Origin of the sequence: Pseudomonas paracarnis, assembly GCF_904063055.1 — a bacterium.
GTDB classification, from domain to species: domain Bacteria; phylum Pseudomonadota; class Gammaproteobacteria; order Pseudomonadales; family Pseudomonadaceae; genus Aquipseudomonas; species Aquipseudomonas paracarnis.
Genome location: NZ_CAJFCN010000008.1, coordinates 78,833 through 97,111 on the forward strand (window position 1 = coordinate 78,833; position 18,279 = coordinate 97,111).

Consider the following 18,279-nt stretch of genomic DNA (forward strand, 5'->3'; position numbering starts at 1 on the left):
CGAATTTTGCCAGAGCAGGCGCTTCGCGGCGATAGACCGATAGGCTAATGGCAGCCGTTAAAGCAGTGTGATCGAGCCGCCGGAACCTGCTCGTTGCCATGGCAGGCCCAATACCAAGGCTTGGAGTTGCTCGGTGTCCAACTGCATTTCAGAGCCATGACGAATGCTTGGCCAGTGGAACTTGCCCTGGCTCAACCGGCGCGCCGCCAGCCATATGCCGAAGCCGTCATGCACCAGCACTTTCATGCGATTGGCGCGGCGGTTGGCGAAAAGATAAGCACAGTGCGGCTGCGCCGCACCGAACACCGCAATCACCTTGGCTAATGCCGTTTCGGTACCAGCGCGCATGTCCATCGGCTCGGTGGCGAGCCAGATGGAGTCGATGCGAATCATCGCAGAAGGTCTCGAAGAAAGGTCGCGCAGGCAGCAGCATTTTCAGTGGGCCAGTTCACTGTGACGGTGCCACGCGGGTGCTGTATTTCAACGCAAATATTCGATGATGATGTGTGGGATTTCGCCCCTGCCAGCGGCACGGGTAACGGAATAAATGCAGGTTGCAGCGCCGTGCTTTTCTGCGCTTGCAGGCGAATCCATTTGTGGACGAGGTTTGCGTTGAGGTTATGGCTGAGTGCGATGCTGGCAATCGAAGCACCGGGCTGGGCACACTCTTGAATGACCTGAGCTTTGAAGGATTTGGAATAGGAACGGCGTGTTGGCTGCATGAAATACCCGCTTAAAAGGCTAGAACTGGTGCCCACTTAAATGTAAGTGCACACCATGTCTTGGCTTTGCAGGGCTGGGTAGATGACTTGGCCGTACGCATACAGTGAATACCACTCTAATCCAGGCGTAAAAAATCGGGTTGCAGCGTCTTGACGCTCCCCTTTGACAGGCTTATACAAAGGGCGTGGTTCGCTGTCGTTGACAGCCCAGCCCAGGTGGCCAGAACCTTCAAGGCTACGCCACGTTCGTGGTGGTTTACCCAAGTGCGATTAGCGTTCGGAAGCTCGCGCGGTTGCCGCTTCAGCGGTGATGAATGCCGACTAGTCCATGCCTGTGGATTACCACCGCAAACGCTCCTCTACTGCACAGCTATTCCTTCAGAAGCATCATTCTGATGGTCATCGGTTTGCCGGTGACGAGTCGTTCATCGCTCGACTTCATCTTACCCACCCTGACGGGGGCTCACTTTCCCGTCAGGGGCTGTGCGTCGCCGTTTTCCCTTGAAACAGGAGAACCACCATGGCCTACGCCAACCAATCCCAAGAAGCGACCTCTTACTTCAACCTGCACACCGTCGGTATCGGCTACCTCAACCGTGTTCGTGAAGTACAGGTCCGCCGCGGTCAGCCATTCATGGCCTGCGATATCGCAGCCTTGCATGGTGCCACTGATGCAGTGGAGTACACCCGCTTTGATTGCAAAGTCGCTGGTGGCGAAGCTGACCGTTTGATTCGTCTCTATATGGACGCCGTCAAGGCCGAGAAAAAGGTCTTGCTGTCGTTCCGTATTGGTGACCTGTGGATCGACCCATTTCTCTATGAGAAAGGCGATAAACAAGGCCAACCTGGCGCCAGCCTGAAAGGTCGTTTGCTGTTCATCGACTGGATCAAGGTCAATGGCAAGTTCGAATACAAAGCGCCCGCCAGGCAGGAAGCAACAGCACCTGCTGAGCAAGCGCCAAACCGTGAGCCGTCCCCAACTTCGGCTGATGCCGAAGTTGAGGATACCGACAACCCTACAGACTCCAGGATTGAACCGGAATCTCCAACCACTCCCCGCACGGCCCGCCGTGTCGCCACACGTGCTGTTCAGTCCGTCTGAACAATCCATGATGTTTTACATCAAGGCGCTCAATCGAGCGCCTTTTCTTCAACCAGCACAGGAGAACCAATATGGAATCCTTCTGGCTTTGCGACGACTGCCTGTTCGGTGCGGCTTACGAGGACTACAGCACGTTATCGCTGTATTACTCGCCAGATGAGACCGAACAACGTATCGCCGCGATACACCGGGGGCTGGTTCGCTTATTGCCCATCAGTGCCGACTTCGATCCCGAAACCGGCTGGGGAATAAGATCCTTTTCTCCATTGCCTTGCGACGGTTGTGGTTCACCTCTGCACGGTCAACGCCACCGATACACTCGGCTGTAAACCCTACATCACCTGCAAACGCCTGCAACTCCACACCCACCCTGGGGAAACCACTCCCCTCGGGCGTGTACCCCTGATTATTCCCTTCGGAGGTAGCGCCATGAACACCCCACTCACACTGATTGAGACCTCGGATTTCGAGGCTGATCGCATTATCCAAGAAAACCAGCTGATCGACGAAGCGCTGCATATTCTGGATCGTCGACTGTTCAACCGCGGTCCTAAACTGACGTCACCTGAAACCGTGACCTCTTACCTAAAACTGCAGCTTACACAACAAGAACATGAAGTCTTTGGTGTGATTTTTTTTGACGCCCAGCACCGGGTGCTGGCGTTTGAAATCCTCTTTCACGGCAGCATTGATAGCGCCAGCGTTTACCCCCGCCAAGTCGTTAAGCGTTCCCTCGCGCATAACGCTGCAGCCGTCATTTTTGTTCACAACCACCCCTCAGGGTGTACAGAGCCCAGCCAGGCGGACCGTGTTTTGACCGTACGGCTGAAAGAGGCCTTGGCCTTGATCGACGTGTGCGTACTGGATCACTTTATCGTGGGTGAAGGTCGCCCGCTCTCCCTTGCCGAATACGGATGGCTTTAAACCTCACAGGCGCCTACGGGCGCCTCGTTTATTTTCATTCTGGAGCACGCTCATGAACCCCACACACCAAGCCCCCACCCTGCTGATCGCCTCAAATCCATTTACTCGGGGCTACGACAAACTTTATATCGAACGGTTGTTACTGATCTTCTACGAGGATGGCTGTCCTCCCTGCTTTCGGCCTATGCACGACTCCCAGGAGCATCTGTCCGACGATACGTTGCAACTGGTCCCCTGCATCTTCAATGATGATTTCGCCTTGATCAGCGAAGGCCAATCCATTCTGAATGAATTGGATGGTTGCTGCCCGTCCAACGGACTGGTGCACCAGGTGGTCTATGCCGTAATAGGCTAAGTGTTCAACGAGCAGTGCCACGTCGCGGACTTTGACTCCTTGGAAGAAGCCAAGTCCGTGGTCCATCGTTTGAGTTTCGAGACTGGACGCTACAGCCGAGCTTGGGAGATCAGTACCGCACACCTCACTGAAGAAGCATTGCGCTACTTGGAACGCGGGGCGGACTATTTCGACTCTAGCCCAACCGGGCTGCTGTTCGAACCCTTTGTCCTGAAGGACTGCAATGGCAGTCGGGTGTAAGCTGATCGGCACGCCCTGGACAGACGATAACCTGATAAAAATCGAGGGCTGTTCTTACTCATCGCTGAGGCAAGAGCAACTCGATGCTAGTACGCCGGCAGCCTTGGTCAACGTACTGTATATGGCGGCATTGGCGGATGTGCGATTGTTGATCTTCGACCCCGACGCTGATGTCTTGGATGGACTAGCTATCTATGATGCAGAGCAAAGTATTTAGCGTTAACACGACCTGCCATAAATCGGATTTCTCACTGAATCGATCCTTCACCTCATGTCAGGTTCTGTACTGAATCTGACATGAGGTTTTTTCATGGAGCGTTTTTTTACGCCTGTCTGCCTGCTGTTTTTTTTGAGTGCCTGCAGCGCGCAAATTTCCACCCCATTGCCGACTAATCCAAAGATCGACAGTGGCTCCAATCGGACCCAATTATCAAGGAGCCCGGCCGAAGCAAACCATCCGGCGGAGATCCGTTATGGTCGCTATACCCTGGTGAGCACAGAGCCCACTACGGAGCAACGTGATCTTCTCGCTCAAATAATTGATGTGAGCATACCGTCCAACCTTAATCCCTCGGTAGAGGAGGCGATGCATTACGTGCTGCAGCGCTCGGGTTATTCGCTCTGCCCTACCACCGAACCAGTAAAGACACTTTTCACTCGGCCTCTGCCTGCAGCCCATTACCGACTCGGCCCGATTGCGTTACGCAGCGCACTACAGGTACTGGCTGGCTCCGCCTGGCAACTCACGACCGATGAGGTCAGCCGTTCGGTCTGCTTCGAACAGCAGAAAGCTGATGTCGGCATCGTGCGGGCTACACCAGACTCGTCCCATCAGGCGGAGGCACGTCCATGAAAGCCTCGACGTTTCAAACCATAATTGTTGGCTTACTTTGCCTGGCAGTCGCCGGGCTGAGCGGCGGTTTGTTTAACCAGTATCAGCGCATGGCCGAGCTACAGAGTACGAACACCCAGCGCTTCCAAACTTTGGACACCTTGCAACGTGATTTAAGCGCGCTCAGGGACGCACAGGAGAAACTGCAGTACTCGCTGAAAGACCTGAAGCAGATGGTCGATACAGGTGAGCAACAGGCCAATACCCTCGATCCGATGCTGGATCAGTGGGCGCAAGAGATACAGGAGATGCGCGACGGTCTGGCAGAGCGCGCCACCGTGAAAGATCTGACAGCTCTAAGCGGACGCTTTGAGCACGTCGAACAGCAGCTACTGGAGCTCAAGACTCAGCCTTCCCTACCACCGCCAACCTCTTCCGCGAACAAGCCGAAAAAGACGGCTCCCCCAAAACCCGTCCCGCTATCGCCACCGTTCTCGGTGTTGGGTGTCGAGTCCCGCGGAGGTGAGCGCTTTTTGGCAGTCGCACCTCATGACAGTAGCTCTCTCATAGATGTTCGGCTGCTGCATGCCGGCGAGCAGTTCGGAGCCTGGCACCTGAAAGTGCTGGAGCCGCACTCAGCCATCTTCTCGGTGGTCGCTCAGCCAGACCAGACCGTGCAACTCCCTTGAGAAGCGATCATGAACAGAGCGCCACTACTCCCCGTCGTCTGTCTCGCGTCGCTGCTGGCCATAGGCGCTGCGATGGGCACGCCTGTCACGACACCGTCGCGGATCCAGGACACACAATCCATTCCGCTGGGACGCTTGCACGCTGAACAGGCTGCAAGCTGGGGTCTGACGGAGCAGGAGTGGACGCGCTTCGAGCAGATCCAAACCGGCCCACGTGGTTTCTGGAGCCCGAAGCTCGATCCCTTGACCGCCCTAGGGGTTGAGGCCCAGACCGACCAAGAGCGCCAGCGCTATGCTGAATTACAGGTAGCACTGGAAGCCAAACGCGCCGAGCGTGAATTGGCCTACCAAAACGCTTACACCGCGGCCTGGACCAAGCTGTTTCCTGGTCAGCTACCGATCCAGGGCATGGCATCTTCTTCCCCTACCAGCTCATCAGTCGCCCCGCGCCCAGCCCTTTTTGTAGAGGACCACTGCCCTGCATGCACCGCTGAAGCACAACGTTTGCAGAACAGTGACACGGCGTTCGATATCTACCTAGTGGGCAGCCAAGGCCAAGATGAACGCGTCCGCAGTTGGGCTCGGCAAGCGGACATCGATCCGGCTAAGGTTCAACGCGGGCAGATCACCCTGAACCATGACCGTGGTCGATGGTTCAGCCTGGGGGCTCCGGGGCCATTGCCCGCCACATTTCAACAGGTGAATGGACAATGGCAACGTCTCGATTGATTGCTATTGCGCTCCTGCTGACGGTGCACACGGTTCGGGCTAACGAACTTCCGCCTCCGGCTTATCAACTGGCGGCGCATGACGCCAACATCCCTTCTACGGTGTTGTTCGCGATTGCCTTACAGGAGAGCGGTATTCGCGTCCGTGGTCGACTGCTGCCGTGGCCTTGGACCCTAAATATCGCCGGAACACCCTACCGTTTCCCCACTCGCCAGGCCGCATGTCACGCCTTGCTCCAGGCGCTCACACAATATGACGCTAAACGGGTCGACGCCGGACTTGGGCAAACCAACCTGGGTTATCACGGACAACGTTTTTCCAGTCCCTGCGAAGCTCTCGAACCCTACCGCAATCTAGCTGTGACTGCCGCCCTGCTGCAAGAGCATCACGCCGTCACCGGTGACTGGGTTTCAGCCGCTGGGCGTTATCACCGCCCTGCGGGAGGTTTACCCGCCGCGCGCTACCGCGATGGATTCTCCCGGCAACTCGCACGGCTACAGGCTTCCGCTGAACAAGGCACACCACCATGAAACGAATTCCTACTGCCTATTACTTCTCCCTGCTCTTGGCTGCTTTCGCCCAGTCGAAACAATCCGTTGCAGAGGACCAGTTTGGCGGCTTCACCCGTCCCCATCTTCAAGTTGCTAGGCCGCCCATAAACAACAATCTCCAGCCTGGTCGCGCCATGCATACGGACTTGTCCACATTTGCCGATGAAACCTGGATATTACCCGTTCGCAGCTCCCTCTTGAGCCCCGGCCAAATCACGTCTCGCGCCCTAAACATGCCGGGCTTACGGCCATTTTTCCTGGTGGGTGAGGATACCCAATCACTGGCTTGGTTGCGTCAACGCGCGACTGAGCTGCAGGAAATCGGCGCGGCTGGCCTTGCCGTCGAAGTGGCCGATACCGGAGCCTTGGCTCGGATCCGAGCAGCCGCTCCTAGTGTCACCATCCTACCGGTCAACGGTAACGACATCGCCACCCGCCTGCAGATTGAGCATTACCCTGTCTTGATCACTGCCACATCATTGGAGCAGTGAGTAAGGTCATGGCCGAGCATGCGATGGAGTCCAAGCTCCGTCCCGCGGTGGAGCTTTACACGGTAGCAATTTGCATCGCTGCCGCAGTACTGTGCGTGTACTCGCCCTGGGCTGTGGCCCTGTCACCCGAGATCGGGCTGGTTGCGGCGCTGGCCTATACCCTATTCGGCCTGATCCGCCTGCGACAAGCATGGGAGGTGTTGCGCTATCGGCGCAATATCCGTCGGCTATCCCGCTACGAGCTGACCAGTCGGCAGATTCCGGTCAGTTGTAAGCGTCTGTTCATGGGCCGCGGGTTTCGCTGGACCCGCCTGCATACCCAGCGCTTGGTCGAGGCTCAGGATCCAGCGGTCGCACATTATGTCGACCAACCGACCTGCTATCGCCTGGCCCGTGGACTCGAACGGTCCCTTGAGCATGCACCGTTTCCGCTATCGACATTGGCTCGTGTCACCGCCTGGGACAGTGCCGTCAATCCGTTGCGCCCTTTACCACCGGTAGGAGGCTCGCCATTGCTGCATGGGGTCGAGCCCGATGAGACGCAAGTCAGTCTGCCACTGGGCGAACGGGTCGGTCACACGCTGGTGCTGGGCACAACCCGCGTCGGCAAGACGCGACTCGCTGAGGTGTACATCACCCAGGACATTCATCGCATTGAACATGAGGTAGTGATTGTCTTCGACCCGAAGGGCGATGCCGACTTGCTCAAGCGCATGTACGTCGAAGCCAAACGCGCCGGCCGGGAGAAAGAGTTTTATGTCTTCCATCTGGGCTGGCCAGAAATCTCCGCCCGCTACAACGCGGTGGGACGTTTCGGACGTATTTCTGAAGTGGCATCTCGCATCGCTGGGCAGCTCAGTGGTGAAGGTAACTCTGCGGCCTTCCGTGAGTTCGCATGGCGTTTCGTCAACATCATTGCCCGGGCTTTGATCGAATTGGGCCGGCGTCCGGACTACCTGCAGATCCAGCGGCATGTGGTCAACATCGATGCGCTGTTCATCGAATACGCCCAGCAGTTTTTCGCCAAGACCGACCCGAAGGCGTGGGAAGTGATCGTCCAGCTCGAAGGTAAGCTCACAGAGAAGAACATTCCCCGGCATATGATAGGACGCGAAAAGCGGGTGGTGGCCATCGAGCAATACCTGGCGGTGAAGCGTGTATTTGATCCCGTAATGGACGGACTGCGTTCAGCGGTGCGCTACGACCGCACTTACTTCGACAAAATCGTGGCCTCGCTACTGCCGCTGCTGGAGAAACTCACTACCGGCAAGACCGCTCAGTTACTGGCTCCCAACTACACCGACCTGGATGACCCGCGGCCGATATTCGACTGGATGCAGATCATCCGAAAACGCGGCATCGTCTACGTTGGCCTGGATGCGCTGACTGATGCCGAAGTGGCCGCCGCCGTGGGCAATTCAATGTTCGCCGACTTGGTCTCGGTAGCGGGACATATCTACAAACATGGCATTGACCATGGGCTGCCTCAATCTGGCAACGCTGGTGACAAACTGCCAATCAACCTACATGCCGATGAGTTCAACGAGTTGATGGGCGATGAGTTCATTCCGCTGATCAACAAGGGGGGCGGTGCCGGTATCCAGGTAACCGCCTATACCCAAACCCTCAGCGATATCGAAGCACGTATAGGCAACCGCGCCAAGGCCGGCCAGGTGGTGGGCAATTTCAACACCCTACAGATGCTGCGGGTGCGCGAAACCGCAACCGCGGAACTACTCACCCAGCAGTTGCCCAAGGTTAATGTGCTGACCAAAACATTGGTCTCGGGTGCGACCGACACCTCCGATCCGGAGGCCAATACGGACTTCACCTCGTCCTCACAGGACCGTGTCAGCAGCACCAGCGTTCCGCTGATCGAGCCTGCTCACATCGTCAGTTTGCCCAAGGGGCAAATGTTCTCCTTCCAGGCCGGTGGTCAGCTCTGGAAAGTCCGCATGCCGTTGCCAAAACCCTCCAACGACGATGCCATGCCCAAAGACCTGCAGGAACTAACTCAACGGATGCGAGCGGCCTACAACGCGCAGGCGGGACAATGGTGGAGCGCCAGTGGTGGCGGCCCAACTACCAACTTCGATTTAGATCAGGTGGGATAGCCCGGCCCCACCACAGGTTTCGATCAACCGAATACGCACTCGGCAGGAGTCATGCCTAAATCAAAATCTGCAGAGCGTAATGGAGTGAACGATGGCGACTTTCGCCCACAAACAGCCACCACAACCGATCCACCGCCCGGGGTTGATTATCTCGGCAATCAGCCTAGTCCTGCGCATCATCGGTGCGCTAATGGCGTCGTTGGTGTTTTCGATCCTCATCGAGTTCGCCGGCCTGCTGCTGGTCTGGGGCGATCAGGGTTGGCATCACAGCCAGGCAATGTTGAATAGTGAATTGGGATGGCTCAGCGAGCACTTCAAAGATTCACTCATCCTCCAACAACCTGGACAGACGATTGGCCGGTGGCTGGATTTCCTCAATCAGTGGCTTCTGGTCAAAGCTGGCTTTGCGGATTTTACCCAGCAGGCGCGAGTGTCAAGCCAAGGCAACGGCCCTTGGGGCTGGATCAACCAGCTTTACGTGAGCATTGAGGATTTCGTGCTGGCCGCAGTTTACGTGACCTTTACCTTCGTGGTACGCCTGACCATTCTGGTCCTGGCCGCCCCACTGTTTCTAATGACCACGTTTACTGGTTTTGTCGATGGGTTGATGCGACGCGACCTGCGCAAGTTTGGGGCAGGTCGCGAAAGCAGTTTTGTCTACCATCGTGCTAAACGAGCCGTGACAACAGTGCTGCTCGTGCCCTGGATCATTTATCTGTCTCTCCCCTTTTCGCTCAATCCACTCGCTATTTTTTTACCGTGCGCCGCAATGTTGGGGATAACAACGGCGATCACCGCCGCAACATTCAAGAAATATCTTTAAAATTTGACGCCCCTTTTTTTCAAAGCATTAGATATGACTGGAGTTCGTACTCGCTTTTTTGCAGGCCGTGACGATTGCACTCATAAAATCCTGGTACTTAGGCTGAATCCAGTCACCTCGCTTCTGATGTTCAGAGAAGGGTTTCGAAAACATGAAATTAACCATGCCTTTGATTTGATGCTCCGTATCAGCTGTCCCAAACTCCACCCCCGCACTCTCGACATATGAATGTCGATGCCGCAGGACATCAGAGAGCGTATCGTCCAGCGTTTGCCCTACTAAAACATAACCGGCTTTCTGCTTATATTGCCGGGAACCGTCACATACCTGCAACATATCGACATCCCCTAGGCCTAACAAAGTCCCCTTCTTATTGAAGTTATTAAGATCCGCTAGAGCATCCGCCATTGGACCACTCCCAATCGGAAGGGCATCAGGGTTATGCTGTGACTGCTTAATTATCGCGCGCTCAACTCGACTAGTGAGCACAAACTTAACATACCAGGGATCAAAATATTTCAATGGCAAGTCATCAGGTATTTCCCGATATGCAATACCTAGAGGAATTAGCACACCAAAAGGAGCCTCGAGATCTTTTTTCCAACTCAGCTCTTCTATTCTTTTAAAATATTGAGTGAGGTATACATCGTCATCATGCACCGCCTCCAGAACGCTCACCAAATGCTCAATCGACTTAAAGCCGATCCAAGTCATACGCAGACCTGTATCAGCGAAAAACAACCGAAGCTCTTCGAGGGCACTTAATGCGTCAGCAGATTTAATATTTCCACGACGCCCCATATGCTCATATAAGGCTACAGGAGTCACAGCCAAGTAGGTTTCTCGGTCGCTCCAGCCTGTTACAAATCTGGTGAACGCAGTATATGATAACGCCTGCAAATCACGATTCGGCTTAGTTGCTCTATGTTTAAAAGACTGAATTATGCTGTTATCAAGAACCAAATGCATTGGTCCTTCTAGCTCGTAACTGACAGCGTATTTTCTTGCGAATTTCTCAGTCGATATATAAAACTCAAGAATTTCGTGGTCAGTGCGGCCACGCAGACACTCTGCGACCTCAACTATCAATTTTTCTTTAACTCCTTCCACCACTATCATCCTTAACGACAACTGAATAAAAACCGATCGTAGCCAGCTCGATTAATTTGCTGACGTTCACTCTTCCCTCGGAGATCTTAATTCCAGACCAACGTCGGGACCACCACAATGTCCGTTTTTCCTATTCGTGTTCTCATGCTCACTGTGATCGCATTTCACAGCGACTGCTTTGCTGCGGGCGAGCATGAGCAGCAACTCAGTCTACTCATCCGACAGCTAGATACTCTCGACACGTTGGTACTACGGGTCTCGCGTGACGAAGCACCAGAGTCAAATACACGTTACCGCTTTGACTATCCCCGCCTAACTCAAGACATCCAGCGCATCCGCCAGGGTGTGCAGGACTATCTCTCCCCCTCTCGCGCTCAACCCCGCGACTCCACTGAGTTGGTCGGAGAATACCGTCTCGACACCCCATCCGCAGAGTCCTCGCCGTGAGCATGACTGACGCCCAGACCGCCGCCTTTCAAAACGCTTCCGGCTTCTCGGCACAGAGCAGCTCGAAACTGTGGCTGTCCTTGGTTCTCGTCCTGGCTTTGCTGTGGTGTGCCTGGGTGATGTGGACGGCTTACCGGGGCTGGGCGACAGGAAGCATGCGCTTTGGTGCCTTTGGCGGCAGTGCTGCGCGCGTACTGCTCGCCTTGCTGATTTTGATGTTCTTCACCCTGTCCTAATATCGGAGATCGCGATCATGCTCAAGTGCCTTGTCCCTATCAAAAACAACCTGCGTGATCGTACAAGCCAACGCTTGATCGGTCTGCTGCTGGTCCTTGGTCCAGGCCTAGCTTTTGCCGAACTACCGACCATGGAGGCGCCTTCCCGAGGCGAAGGTTCCGGGCTGATCGAGACGATCAAAAACTACGCCTACGACGGCGGCATTTTGCTCGGTCTACTGATTGCCCTGCTCGCGTTTCTCGGCGTGGCCTGGCACTCCCTGACCGTATTCGCCGATGTCCAAAACCAGCGCAAGACCTGGAAAGACCTTGGCGCGGTAGTTGGTATCGGCGCCCTGTTGGTAGTGATCATCATCTGGTTCCTCACCAAAGCTGCCGCGATTCTGTGAGGTTGGCATGAACGACACTATCGAACGCCTTGCCGACGGCACTTTGGTCTTTCTGCCAGAGCGACTCAATCGTGATCCAGCCGTATTGCGCGGTTTAACCAATGATGAAATGTGGGTAGCCCTAGGCTCCGGCGCCGTCATTGGCCTGCTGGTGGGCATTCCTCTGGCGATCGTCACCGCCTCGATTGCCGTGGCGCCGACCAGCATGATCGCAGGCATGACAGTGGTCTTATTGATCGGGGGCACGCTACTGCGTCGGGCCAAACGGGCTCGTCCGGAGACCTGGTTGTACCGCAAGCTCGAATGGATACTCGCCAGCCGTTGGCGCCTGGGGCGTGGAAGTTTGATTCTCCACTCCGGTGCCTGGACGGTTCGCCGTTCACGTCGACTGCGCCCTGCCCTGTCCCGGTGGCAGCCATGAGTCGATTTCGAAACAAGGTCGATGCCCAACAGGCCCATATCTTCAGCCTGCGTCTGGCGATAGTGATGCTCGCCCTGCTCAGCGCCGGACTATGGTATGGCTGGCGCTCAGCACCAACCGATCTGACCGTGCACGTCCCCCCTGATCTGCGCTCGGGCAGCACGCGCAAGTGGTGGGATGTTCCCCCAGAGAATGTGTATGCCTTTGCCCTTTACATCTTTGGCCAACTCAACCGCTGGCCCTCGGATGGCGAGCAGGATTATCGCCGCGCCATCTATGGCTTGCAGTCCTACCTGACACCCGCCTGCAAGGCCTTCCTCGACGGCGACTACGAGTATCGCAAGGCCGCCGGCGAACTGCGTCAACGGGTGCGTGGCGTCTACGAAATTCTAGGCCGAGGCTACAGTGAAGATCCGGAACTGCGGGTCAAGCAACTCGATCGCGACAGTTGGTTGGTCACACTCGACCTTAACGCTGATGAGTATTACGCCGCCGAACCGGTGAAACGGGTGGTCGTGCGTTATCCGTTACGGGTGGTGCGTTTCGATCTGGACCCCGAACGCAATAAGTGGGGCCTTGCACTGGATTGCTATCAGGGTACGCCGCAAAAAATCTCACTGCCTGAAGGTGATCCATGAAGCGGATTTCTACCCTGGGACTCACCCTCACACTGATGCTATCGGGCGCTGCAGCGCAGGCCGTCGAACTGATGCACTGGGAACGCCTACCGCTCGCGGTCCCACTGGTGATCAATCAGGAACGAGTGGTCTTTGTCGATGAAGCTGTTCGTGTCGGCGTGCCTCCCACTCTGAAGGATAAACTGCGCGTGCAATCAACCGGAGGCACGCTGTACCTGCGCGCGTCGGAAGCCATTGCACCGACACGACTGCAACTGCAATCGGTCAAGACGGGCGAGATCATCCTCTTGGATATCGCGGCCACGCCTGGCGATCAACCCCTGGAGCCCGTGCGTATTCTCAAGAATGCTCCGATGCAAGCTATCGAGTCTGAATCGAGCACCGTCCCTGTTCCAGAACGTACGCCGATCCCGGCCGCTTTGACGCGCTACGCCGCGCAAAGCCTGTACGGCCCGCTGCGCACCGTGGAGTCCCTGCCCGGCGTACGCCGCGTCCCGCTCAAGCTGCGCACCGAACTGCCGACCCTGCTGCCGAGCGAAAACGTTTCCAGCACACCCATCGCCGCCTGGCGGCTCGGTGACTATTGGGTGACGGCCGTGAAGTTGCGCAATCGAGGTACAGCGACGGTGCAACTAGATCCGCGTCAGCTTCAGGCAAAGCTGTTCGCCGCGACCTTCCAGCATGCTTTCCTCGGGCCGGTCGGCAGTGCGGAAGACACCACGATTGCGTACCTCATCACTCGCGGTGCCGGCCTCGAACACGCCGTGATGCTTCCGCCCGTTGCGCGAGGTGCTTACGATGAAGGCTAACGCCTTGCTCAAATGGCTGGTACCGGCTGCGCTGCTGGGCGTGGTGCTGATCATCATGAAAAGCTGGGTCGCGGGAGGCAGCACACCTTCTCCAGAGCACCCAGTTGATCAGGGCGATATTCAATTATCTGCCGAGCAAGCCAAGTCGCTCGGCATTGCGGGCGATACCCCACGCGATACCGTCGCCACCCTGGTCGGCCAGGTGAAGGCCATGCGCAGCGACATGCTCGGTTTGAAGAAGCATAACGATTCACTACAAACAGAGAACAACCGCCTGCGCGAACGGGAAAACAGTGTCGATTCGCGTATCCAGACGGCGCTTGGCAGCGTGACACAGCAGGTCGACGAAGGCCGTCGACAAGCCAACGAGGCCCGACTTAAAGCAGAACTAGACAGTCGTCAGGCTCGCGGTCTACTAACGCAATTGCAGGAGCAGTTGTCGGGGCTGGCCGGCAAAGGCAAGGACATGCCGATCGGATTGGGGCTTGAGCCGGGCGATGGGGACCAGTTCGAAGGGCTGCATTCTGCCAACGATGCGCTGCAGTGGATTGAACCTTCGGATGCTCCCTCCACCGAAGCCCGAGGCAAAACCAAGACCTCCTCCGCACCGAGTCTGCCTACTGCCTTCAACTCACTGGAGGGTTTGAAGGACAATGCCATCGACCGCAGCCAGAAGCAGTTACGCGAGGTCACCAAGGGTGAGCGTGACCTGACGCGATCCGGTGATCGTACCGAAGGTGCGAAGCCGGTCTACACCATTCCCGAAAATGCGACATTAATGGGCTCGGTCGCCATGACCGCGCTGATTGGCCGAGTCCCGGTGGATGGCACCGTGAATGATCCCTATCCCTTCAAGGTGCTGGTCGGTCCGGAGAACCTGACGGCCAACGGCATCGACCTGCCAGACGTCGCGGGTGCTGTGATGAGCGGCACGGCGTCCGGTGACTGGACCCTGTCTTGCGTACGCGGACAGGTCGAGTCGATCACTTTTGTATTTACCGATGGCACCATCCGCACGGTGCCTCAGCCGAAAGCGGTAGCCAGCCGCAATGCCTCCACCACCCAGAGCTCAAACACCGACAAGATCCGCGGCGGACTCGGTTACCTGTCCGATCCGTATGGCATTCCCTGCATCGTCGGCGAGCGCCGCTCGAACGCCCAGCAGTACCTCGGTAGCCAGAGCCTGATCACTGCTGCCGGCGCGGGCGTCGCTGCATTGCTCGGGAATGAGCAAAACAACAGCAGCGTGATCAGCTCGGGCGGCAGTGCCTTCGGGGTCACCAGCAGCAGTGGCAATAGCGCACTGAATTCAATTCTCAGTGGTGGGGTCAGCGACATCCGAGAGTGGGTCAACAAACTGTATGGCGAAGCCTTTGCGGCCGTGTACGTGCCACCGGCAGCAGAAGTAGCACTGCACCTCGACCATGAGATCACCATCGACTACGAGCCTAAGGGCCGGAGCGTTCGCCATGAAAAAGATCCTACCTCTCTATCTGACCTGGATTAGCTTGCTCTGCTGGGTCCTGACGGGGTGTTCCACAGACAAGGACACACTTTTGCCGCATGGCGAGCAAACCATGCTGGACATCTGGAACGGTGCCGGCTCACAGGGTACTCAACAGCTACTGTTGGATGCTCGGCAACAGTTGCGCCGCCCGTTGGCTCAAACAGATCTCTCCGCTGCGCTCCAGGAACCGTATACGCGTACAGCAGTGAATGAAATTCGCAACCTGTTCCCTCGTCTACCCAATCCTGATTTGGTGATGTACGTGTATCCGCATCTGAGTGGTACCGAGCAAGCACCAGTGCCGGGGTACTCGACCGTCTTTCCATTCTATCAACGGGTGCAGTACGCAATGCCGGGTGAACGCCAGGAAGATCTGTAATGTGTAGCGACGATGCGGGAAACCGCTCTTCTGCATGGAAAGCCTGGCGCAACCCATTGCGCCCACGCGCCACATTTGCCGATGAAGCTGCGTTATATGCGCACAACCCCAGCTTCACCGATCATCTGCCGTGGGTCGAATACCTCGACACCGAGCAGTGTTTTCTACTAGATGACAATCAATCTGTGGGGGCGGTGTTCGAGTTACTGCCCATCGGCACAGAAGGGCGCGAACCCGATTGGCTAATGGCAACCCGCGATGCCATAGAAGATGCCCTGCAGGATAGCTTTGACGAGCTGGATCAAGCGCCATGGGTGGCGCAGTTTTTCTGCCAGGACGACAACGACTTCACCCCCTACCTGACCAGGCTCACCGACTATATTCAGGACAACGCCCGGGGCACGGTTTTCACCGAAGCGTACCTAGAACTAATTCACAGACATCTGAAAGCCATCTCCAAGCCCGGCGGCCTGTTCGAGGATAAGGCAGTCACGCGCCTGCCCTGGCGAGGAAACAGCCGTCGGGTGCGATTAGTGATCTATCGCTGGCTTGAGTCTGAGGGTGAGGAGGCGGGACTCAACCCAGTGCAATCGCTACAACAAACTTGCGAACGTGTCGCTGTTTCGTTGCAGGCGTGCGGGGTGCAATCGACGCGAGTCGATGGCCGAGGTTTGTATGCATGGTTGCTGCCCTGGTTCAATCCAGCCCCCAAGCTCACAGATGAATCGCCCGAACATTTCTACCGCCGCGTGGCCTATCCGGAGTCTGGCGAGAGCGAGTCGCTGGAACTGCCCTTCGATCACGACTTTGCCGAACGGTTGTTCTTCAACGAACCGCGTTCGGACGTGCAGCATGGACTCTGGTTTTTTGATGATCAGCCCCACCGGGTCATGGTGGTAGATAAACTGCGCCGGGCGCCATTGATTGGTCAACTCACTGGCGAAATCCGCAAGGGAGACGCGGTGAATGCCCTGTTCGACCAGTTACCCGAGGGCACGGTGATGAGTCTGACCTTGGTGGTCAAACCGCAGGATGTACTCGAGGATCAGTTGAACCGTCTAGCCCGCAAAGCGATCGGTGAGAACCTTGCCTCGACCCAGGCCCGTCAGGATGTTGAAGAGGCTCGTGCGATCATCGGCCGTCAGCACAAGCTTTACCGTGGCACGATGGCGTTTTACGTGCGCGGTCACGATGAACAGCAGTTGCACCAACGCTCAGTCGGCCTAACGAACGCGCTGCTGGGTGCGGGGCTACAACCGGTGCGTGAGGGCGATGAAGTCGCCGCCTGCAACAGCTACCTGCGTTGGTTACCGATGGCTTACAGCCCAGCCCGCGACACACGTAACTGGTACACACGCCTGATGTTCGCCCAACACCTGGCAAACCTCGTTCCAGTCTGGGGCCGCAGCATTGGCACCGGCCACCCGGGTATCACGCTGTTTAATCGTGGTGGGTCGCCTCTGAGCTTTGATCCGTTGTCACGTTTAGACCGGGCAATGAACGGCCATCTGCTGTTATTCGGCCCCACCGGCGCCGGCAAGTCAGCGACCCTAGTCACCTTGTTGATGCAGATCATGGCTATATACCGCCCTCGCCTATTTATCGTAGAGGCTGGCAACTCGTTCGGCCTGCAGGGTGACTACTTCGCCACACAGGGCTTGTCGATCAACAAGGTCCAATTAAAACCTGGCGCCCCGGTCAGTCTTGCCCCATTCGGCGATGCCTGGCGCTTGGTCGAACAACCAGATCAGGTGGCGAGCCTTTCCATTGATGAGTGGGACGATGAAGCAGTAGCCAGTCGCGAGGACCAGCGCGATGTGCTCGGCGAGTTGGAAATCACCGCTCGCCTGATGATCACCGGTGGCGAGGCTAAGGAAGAGGCGCGACTGAGTCGAGCTGATCGCAGCTTGATCCGCGAGTGTATTCTCGATGCGGCGCAAATCTGTGTCGCAACGAACCGTCAGGTACTGACCCGCGATGTGCGCAACGCTTTACTGCGCGTCGCCACAGACTCGCGCTTACCGGAAAAACGTCGCGAACGTGCACAGGAAATGGGCGAGTCCATCGATCTCTTTTGCCAGGGCTTCGAGGGTGAGCTCTTCGACCGTGAAGGCACCCCGTGGCCGGAAAGCGATGTGACCATCGTCGACCTCGCCACTTACGCTCGCGAAGGCTATGAGGCTCAGATGTCCATTAGCTACATCAGCCTGATGAACACCGTAAACAACCTCGCCGAGCGCGACCAGTACTTGGGCCGACCAATCATCATGGTCACCGACGAGGGGCACATCATTACCAAGAACCCGCTGCTGGCGCCCTTCGTGGTCAAGGGCACGAAGATGTGGCGCAAGCTCGGCGCCTGGTTCTGGCTGGCGACGCAAAACCTTGCCGACTTTCCAACGGCTGCGCAGACCATGCTCAACATGATCGAATGGTGGATTTGCTTGAATATGCCGCCCGCGGAGATTGAGGAAATCGCACGGTTCAAAAAGCTCACGTCTGCGCAAAAAGCCTTGCTGCTGTCCGCTGGCAAGGAGCCGGGGAAGTACACCGAAGGGGTCGTGCTATCGAAAAAAATTGAGACGCTGTTTCGGGCCGTACCACCCAGTCTTTATCTCGCCCTGGCCATGACTGAGCCCGAGGAAAAAGCCGAGCGCTGGACATTGATGCAGGAGAACGTCTGCTCCGAGCTGGAAGCGGCATTTCGGGTAGCGGAACGAATCGATAGAGCGCGAGGAATAGACCCTGTATAGGTAAATCTATTCAGCGCT

The 18,279-nt window shown here is 56.7% G+C and carries 22 protein-coding genes and 1 pseudogene; 20 read left to right on the forward strand and 3 right to left on the reverse strand.

Features of this window, described 5'->3' with window-relative positions; all coding sequences use genetic code 11:
* Window positions 1–57: 57 nt before the first annotated feature.
* Entirely contained in the window at window positions 58–393 is a 336-nt protein-coding gene (gene tnpB / locus JMV15_RS28415; RefSeq protein ID WP_009682493.1) for an IS66 family insertion sequence element accessory protein TnpB, read from the reverse strand.
* Window positions 390–722 (reverse strand): IS66-like element accessory protein TnpA, encoded by a 333-nt coding sequence (gene tnpA, locus JMV15_RS17970; protein ID WP_009682494.1) that lies wholly within the window; start codon window positions 720–722, stop codon window positions 390–392. Before tnpA ends, tnpB begins: the two co-directional genes overlap by 4 nt.
* Window positions 723–1,242: 520 nt before the next feature.
* Here tnpA and JMV15_RS17975 point away from each other — a divergent pair.
* The 11 genes and pseudogenes from JMV15_RS17975 (at window position 1,243) to JMV15_RS18025 (ending at window position 9,572) form a co-directional block, all read left to right on the forward strand.
* Window positions 1,243–1,824 (forward strand): STY4534 family ICE replication protein, encoded by a 582-nt coding sequence (locus tag JMV15_RS17975; protein WP_042558369.1) that lies wholly within the window; start codon window positions 1,243–1,245, stop codon window positions 1,822–1,824.
* Between the two features lie 71 nt (window positions 1,825–1,895).
* Window positions 1,896–2,153, forward strand: a complete 258-nt coding sequence (locus tag JMV15_RS17980; protein WP_080896004.1) for a hypothetical protein — start codon at window positions 1,896–1,898, stop codon at window positions 2,151–2,153.
* A gap of 100 nt (window positions 2,154–2,253) precedes the next feature.
* Window positions 2,254–2,748, forward strand: a complete 495-nt coding sequence (gene radC / locus JMV15_RS17985; RefSeq protein WP_042558368.1) for a RadC family protein — start codon at window positions 2,254–2,256, stop codon at window positions 2,746–2,748.
* Between the two features lie 52 nt (window positions 2,749–2,800).
* A pseudogene (locus tag JMV15_RS17990) lies at window positions 2,801–3,560 on the forward strand (DUF5983 family protein).
* 93 nt (window positions 3,561–3,653) lie between these two features.
* Window positions 3,654–4,196 (forward strand): PFGI-1 class ICE element type IV pilus protein PilL2, encoded by a 543-nt coding sequence (gene pilL2 / locus JMV15_RS17995; RefSeq protein WP_042558367.1) that lies wholly within the window; start codon window positions 3,654–3,656, stop codon window positions 4,194–4,196.
* On the forward strand, window positions 4,193–4,864 hold the full coding sequence (locus JMV15_RS18000; protein WP_042558366.1) for a tropomyosin: 672 nt from the start codon (window positions 4,193–4,195) through the stop codon (window positions 4,862–4,864). Before pilL2 ends, JMV15_RS18000 begins: the two co-directional genes overlap by 4 nt.
* A 9-nt stretch (window positions 4,865–4,873) precedes the next feature.
* Window positions 4,874–5,593: a TIGR03759 family integrating conjugative element protein gene (locus tag JMV15_RS18005; protein WP_042558365.1), complete on the forward strand. Its 720-nt coding sequence runs from the start codon at window positions 4,874–4,876 to the stop codon at window positions 5,591–5,593.
* A complete protein-coding gene (locus tag JMV15_RS18010; RefSeq protein ID WP_042558364.1) occupies window positions 5,575–6,123 on the forward strand; it encodes a lysozyme family protein in 549 nt (182 codons plus the stop codon). The genes JMV15_RS18005 and JMV15_RS18010 overlap by 19 nt, the downstream gene beginning before the upstream one ends.
* Entirely contained in the window at window positions 6,120–6,635 is a 516-nt protein-coding gene (locus JMV15_RS18015) for an integrating conjugative element protein (protein ID WP_042558363.1), read from the forward strand. The genes JMV15_RS18010 and JMV15_RS18015 overlap by 4 nt, the downstream gene beginning before the upstream one ends.
* Before the next feature lie 8 nt (window positions 6,636–6,643).
* Window positions 6,644–8,749, forward strand: coding sequence for a type IV conjugative transfer system coupling protein TraD (gene traD, locus JMV15_RS18020; RefSeq protein WP_042558362.1), 2,106 nt, complete (start codon window positions 6,644–6,646; stop codon window positions 8,747–8,749).
* Window positions 8,750–8,840: 91 nt separating this feature from the next.
* Window positions 8,841–9,572, forward strand: a complete 732-nt coding sequence (locus JMV15_RS18025; protein WP_042558361.1) for a TIGR03747 family integrating conjugative element membrane protein — start codon at window positions 8,841–8,843, stop codon at window positions 9,570–9,572.
* Between the two features lie 27 nt (window positions 9,573–9,599).
* Here JMV15_RS18025 and JMV15_RS18030 read toward each other — a convergent pair whose 3' ends face one another.
* The gene (locus JMV15_RS18030; RefSeq protein ID WP_042558360.1) at window positions 9,600–10,682 is read right to left on the reverse strand and encodes a hypothetical protein; all 1,083 of its coding nucleotides are present in this window, start codon (window positions 10,680–10,682) and stop codon (window positions 9,600–9,602) included.
* Between the two features lie 144 nt (window positions 10,683–10,826).
* Between JMV15_RS18030 and JMV15_RS18035 the strand changes: the two genes are divergently transcribed.
* Genes JMV15_RS18035 through JMV15_RS18075 form a run of 9 tightly spaced genes read left to right on the forward strand, consistent with a single transcriptional unit; the run spans window position 10,827 to window position 18,261 of the window.
* Complete coding sequence (locus tag JMV15_RS18035; RefSeq protein ID WP_373459353.1) at window positions 10,827–11,129, forward strand: integrative conjugative element protein, RAQPRD family; 303 nt, start codon at window positions 10,827–10,829, stop codon at window positions 11,127–11,129.
* Entirely contained in the window at window positions 11,126–11,365 is a 240-nt protein-coding gene (locus JMV15_RS18040) for a TIGR03758 family integrating conjugative element protein (protein WP_042558358.1), read from the forward strand. The genes JMV15_RS18035 and JMV15_RS18040 overlap by 4 nt, the downstream gene beginning before the upstream one ends.
* Before the next feature lie 17 nt (window positions 11,366–11,382).
* A complete protein-coding gene (locus JMV15_RS18045; RefSeq protein ID WP_042558357.1) occupies window positions 11,383–11,754 on the forward strand; it encodes a TIGR03745 family integrating conjugative element membrane protein in 372 nt (123 codons plus the stop codon).
* Window positions 11,755–11,761: 7 nt separating this feature from the next.
* Window positions 11,762–12,175, forward strand: a complete 414-nt coding sequence (locus tag JMV15_RS18050; protein WP_042558356.1) for a TIGR03750 family conjugal transfer protein — start codon at window positions 11,762–11,764, stop codon at window positions 12,173–12,175.
* Window positions 12,172–12,813, forward strand: a complete 642-nt coding sequence (locus tag JMV15_RS18055; RefSeq protein WP_042558355.1) for a PFL_4703 family integrating conjugative element protein — start codon at window positions 12,172–12,174, stop codon at window positions 12,811–12,813. Before JMV15_RS18050 ends, JMV15_RS18055 begins: the two co-directional genes overlap by 4 nt.
* Entirely contained in the window at window positions 12,810–13,622 is an 813-nt protein-coding gene (locus JMV15_RS18060; RefSeq protein ID WP_042558354.1) for a TIGR03749 family integrating conjugative element protein, read from the forward strand. Before JMV15_RS18055 ends, JMV15_RS18060 begins: the two co-directional genes overlap by 4 nt.
* The gene (locus JMV15_RS18065; RefSeq protein WP_042558353.1) at window positions 13,612–15,129 is read left to right on the forward strand and encodes a TIGR03752 family integrating conjugative element protein; all 1,518 of its coding nucleotides are present in this window, start codon (window positions 13,612–13,614) and stop codon (window positions 15,127–15,129) included. The genes JMV15_RS18060 and JMV15_RS18065 overlap by 11 nt, the downstream gene beginning before the upstream one ends.
* A complete protein-coding gene (locus tag JMV15_RS18070) occupies window positions 15,092–15,508 on the forward strand; it encodes a TIGR03751 family conjugal transfer lipoprotein (RefSeq protein WP_042558352.1) in 417 nt (138 codons plus the stop codon). Before JMV15_RS18065 ends, JMV15_RS18070 begins: the two co-directional genes overlap by 38 nt.
* Complete coding sequence (locus JMV15_RS18075) at window positions 15,508–18,261, forward strand: conjugative transfer ATPase (RefSeq protein ID WP_042558351.1); 2,754 nt, start codon at window positions 15,508–15,510, stop codon at window positions 18,259–18,261. Before JMV15_RS18070 ends, JMV15_RS18075 begins: the two co-directional genes overlap by 1 nt.
* Window positions 18,262–18,279 lie beyond the last annotated feature (18 nt).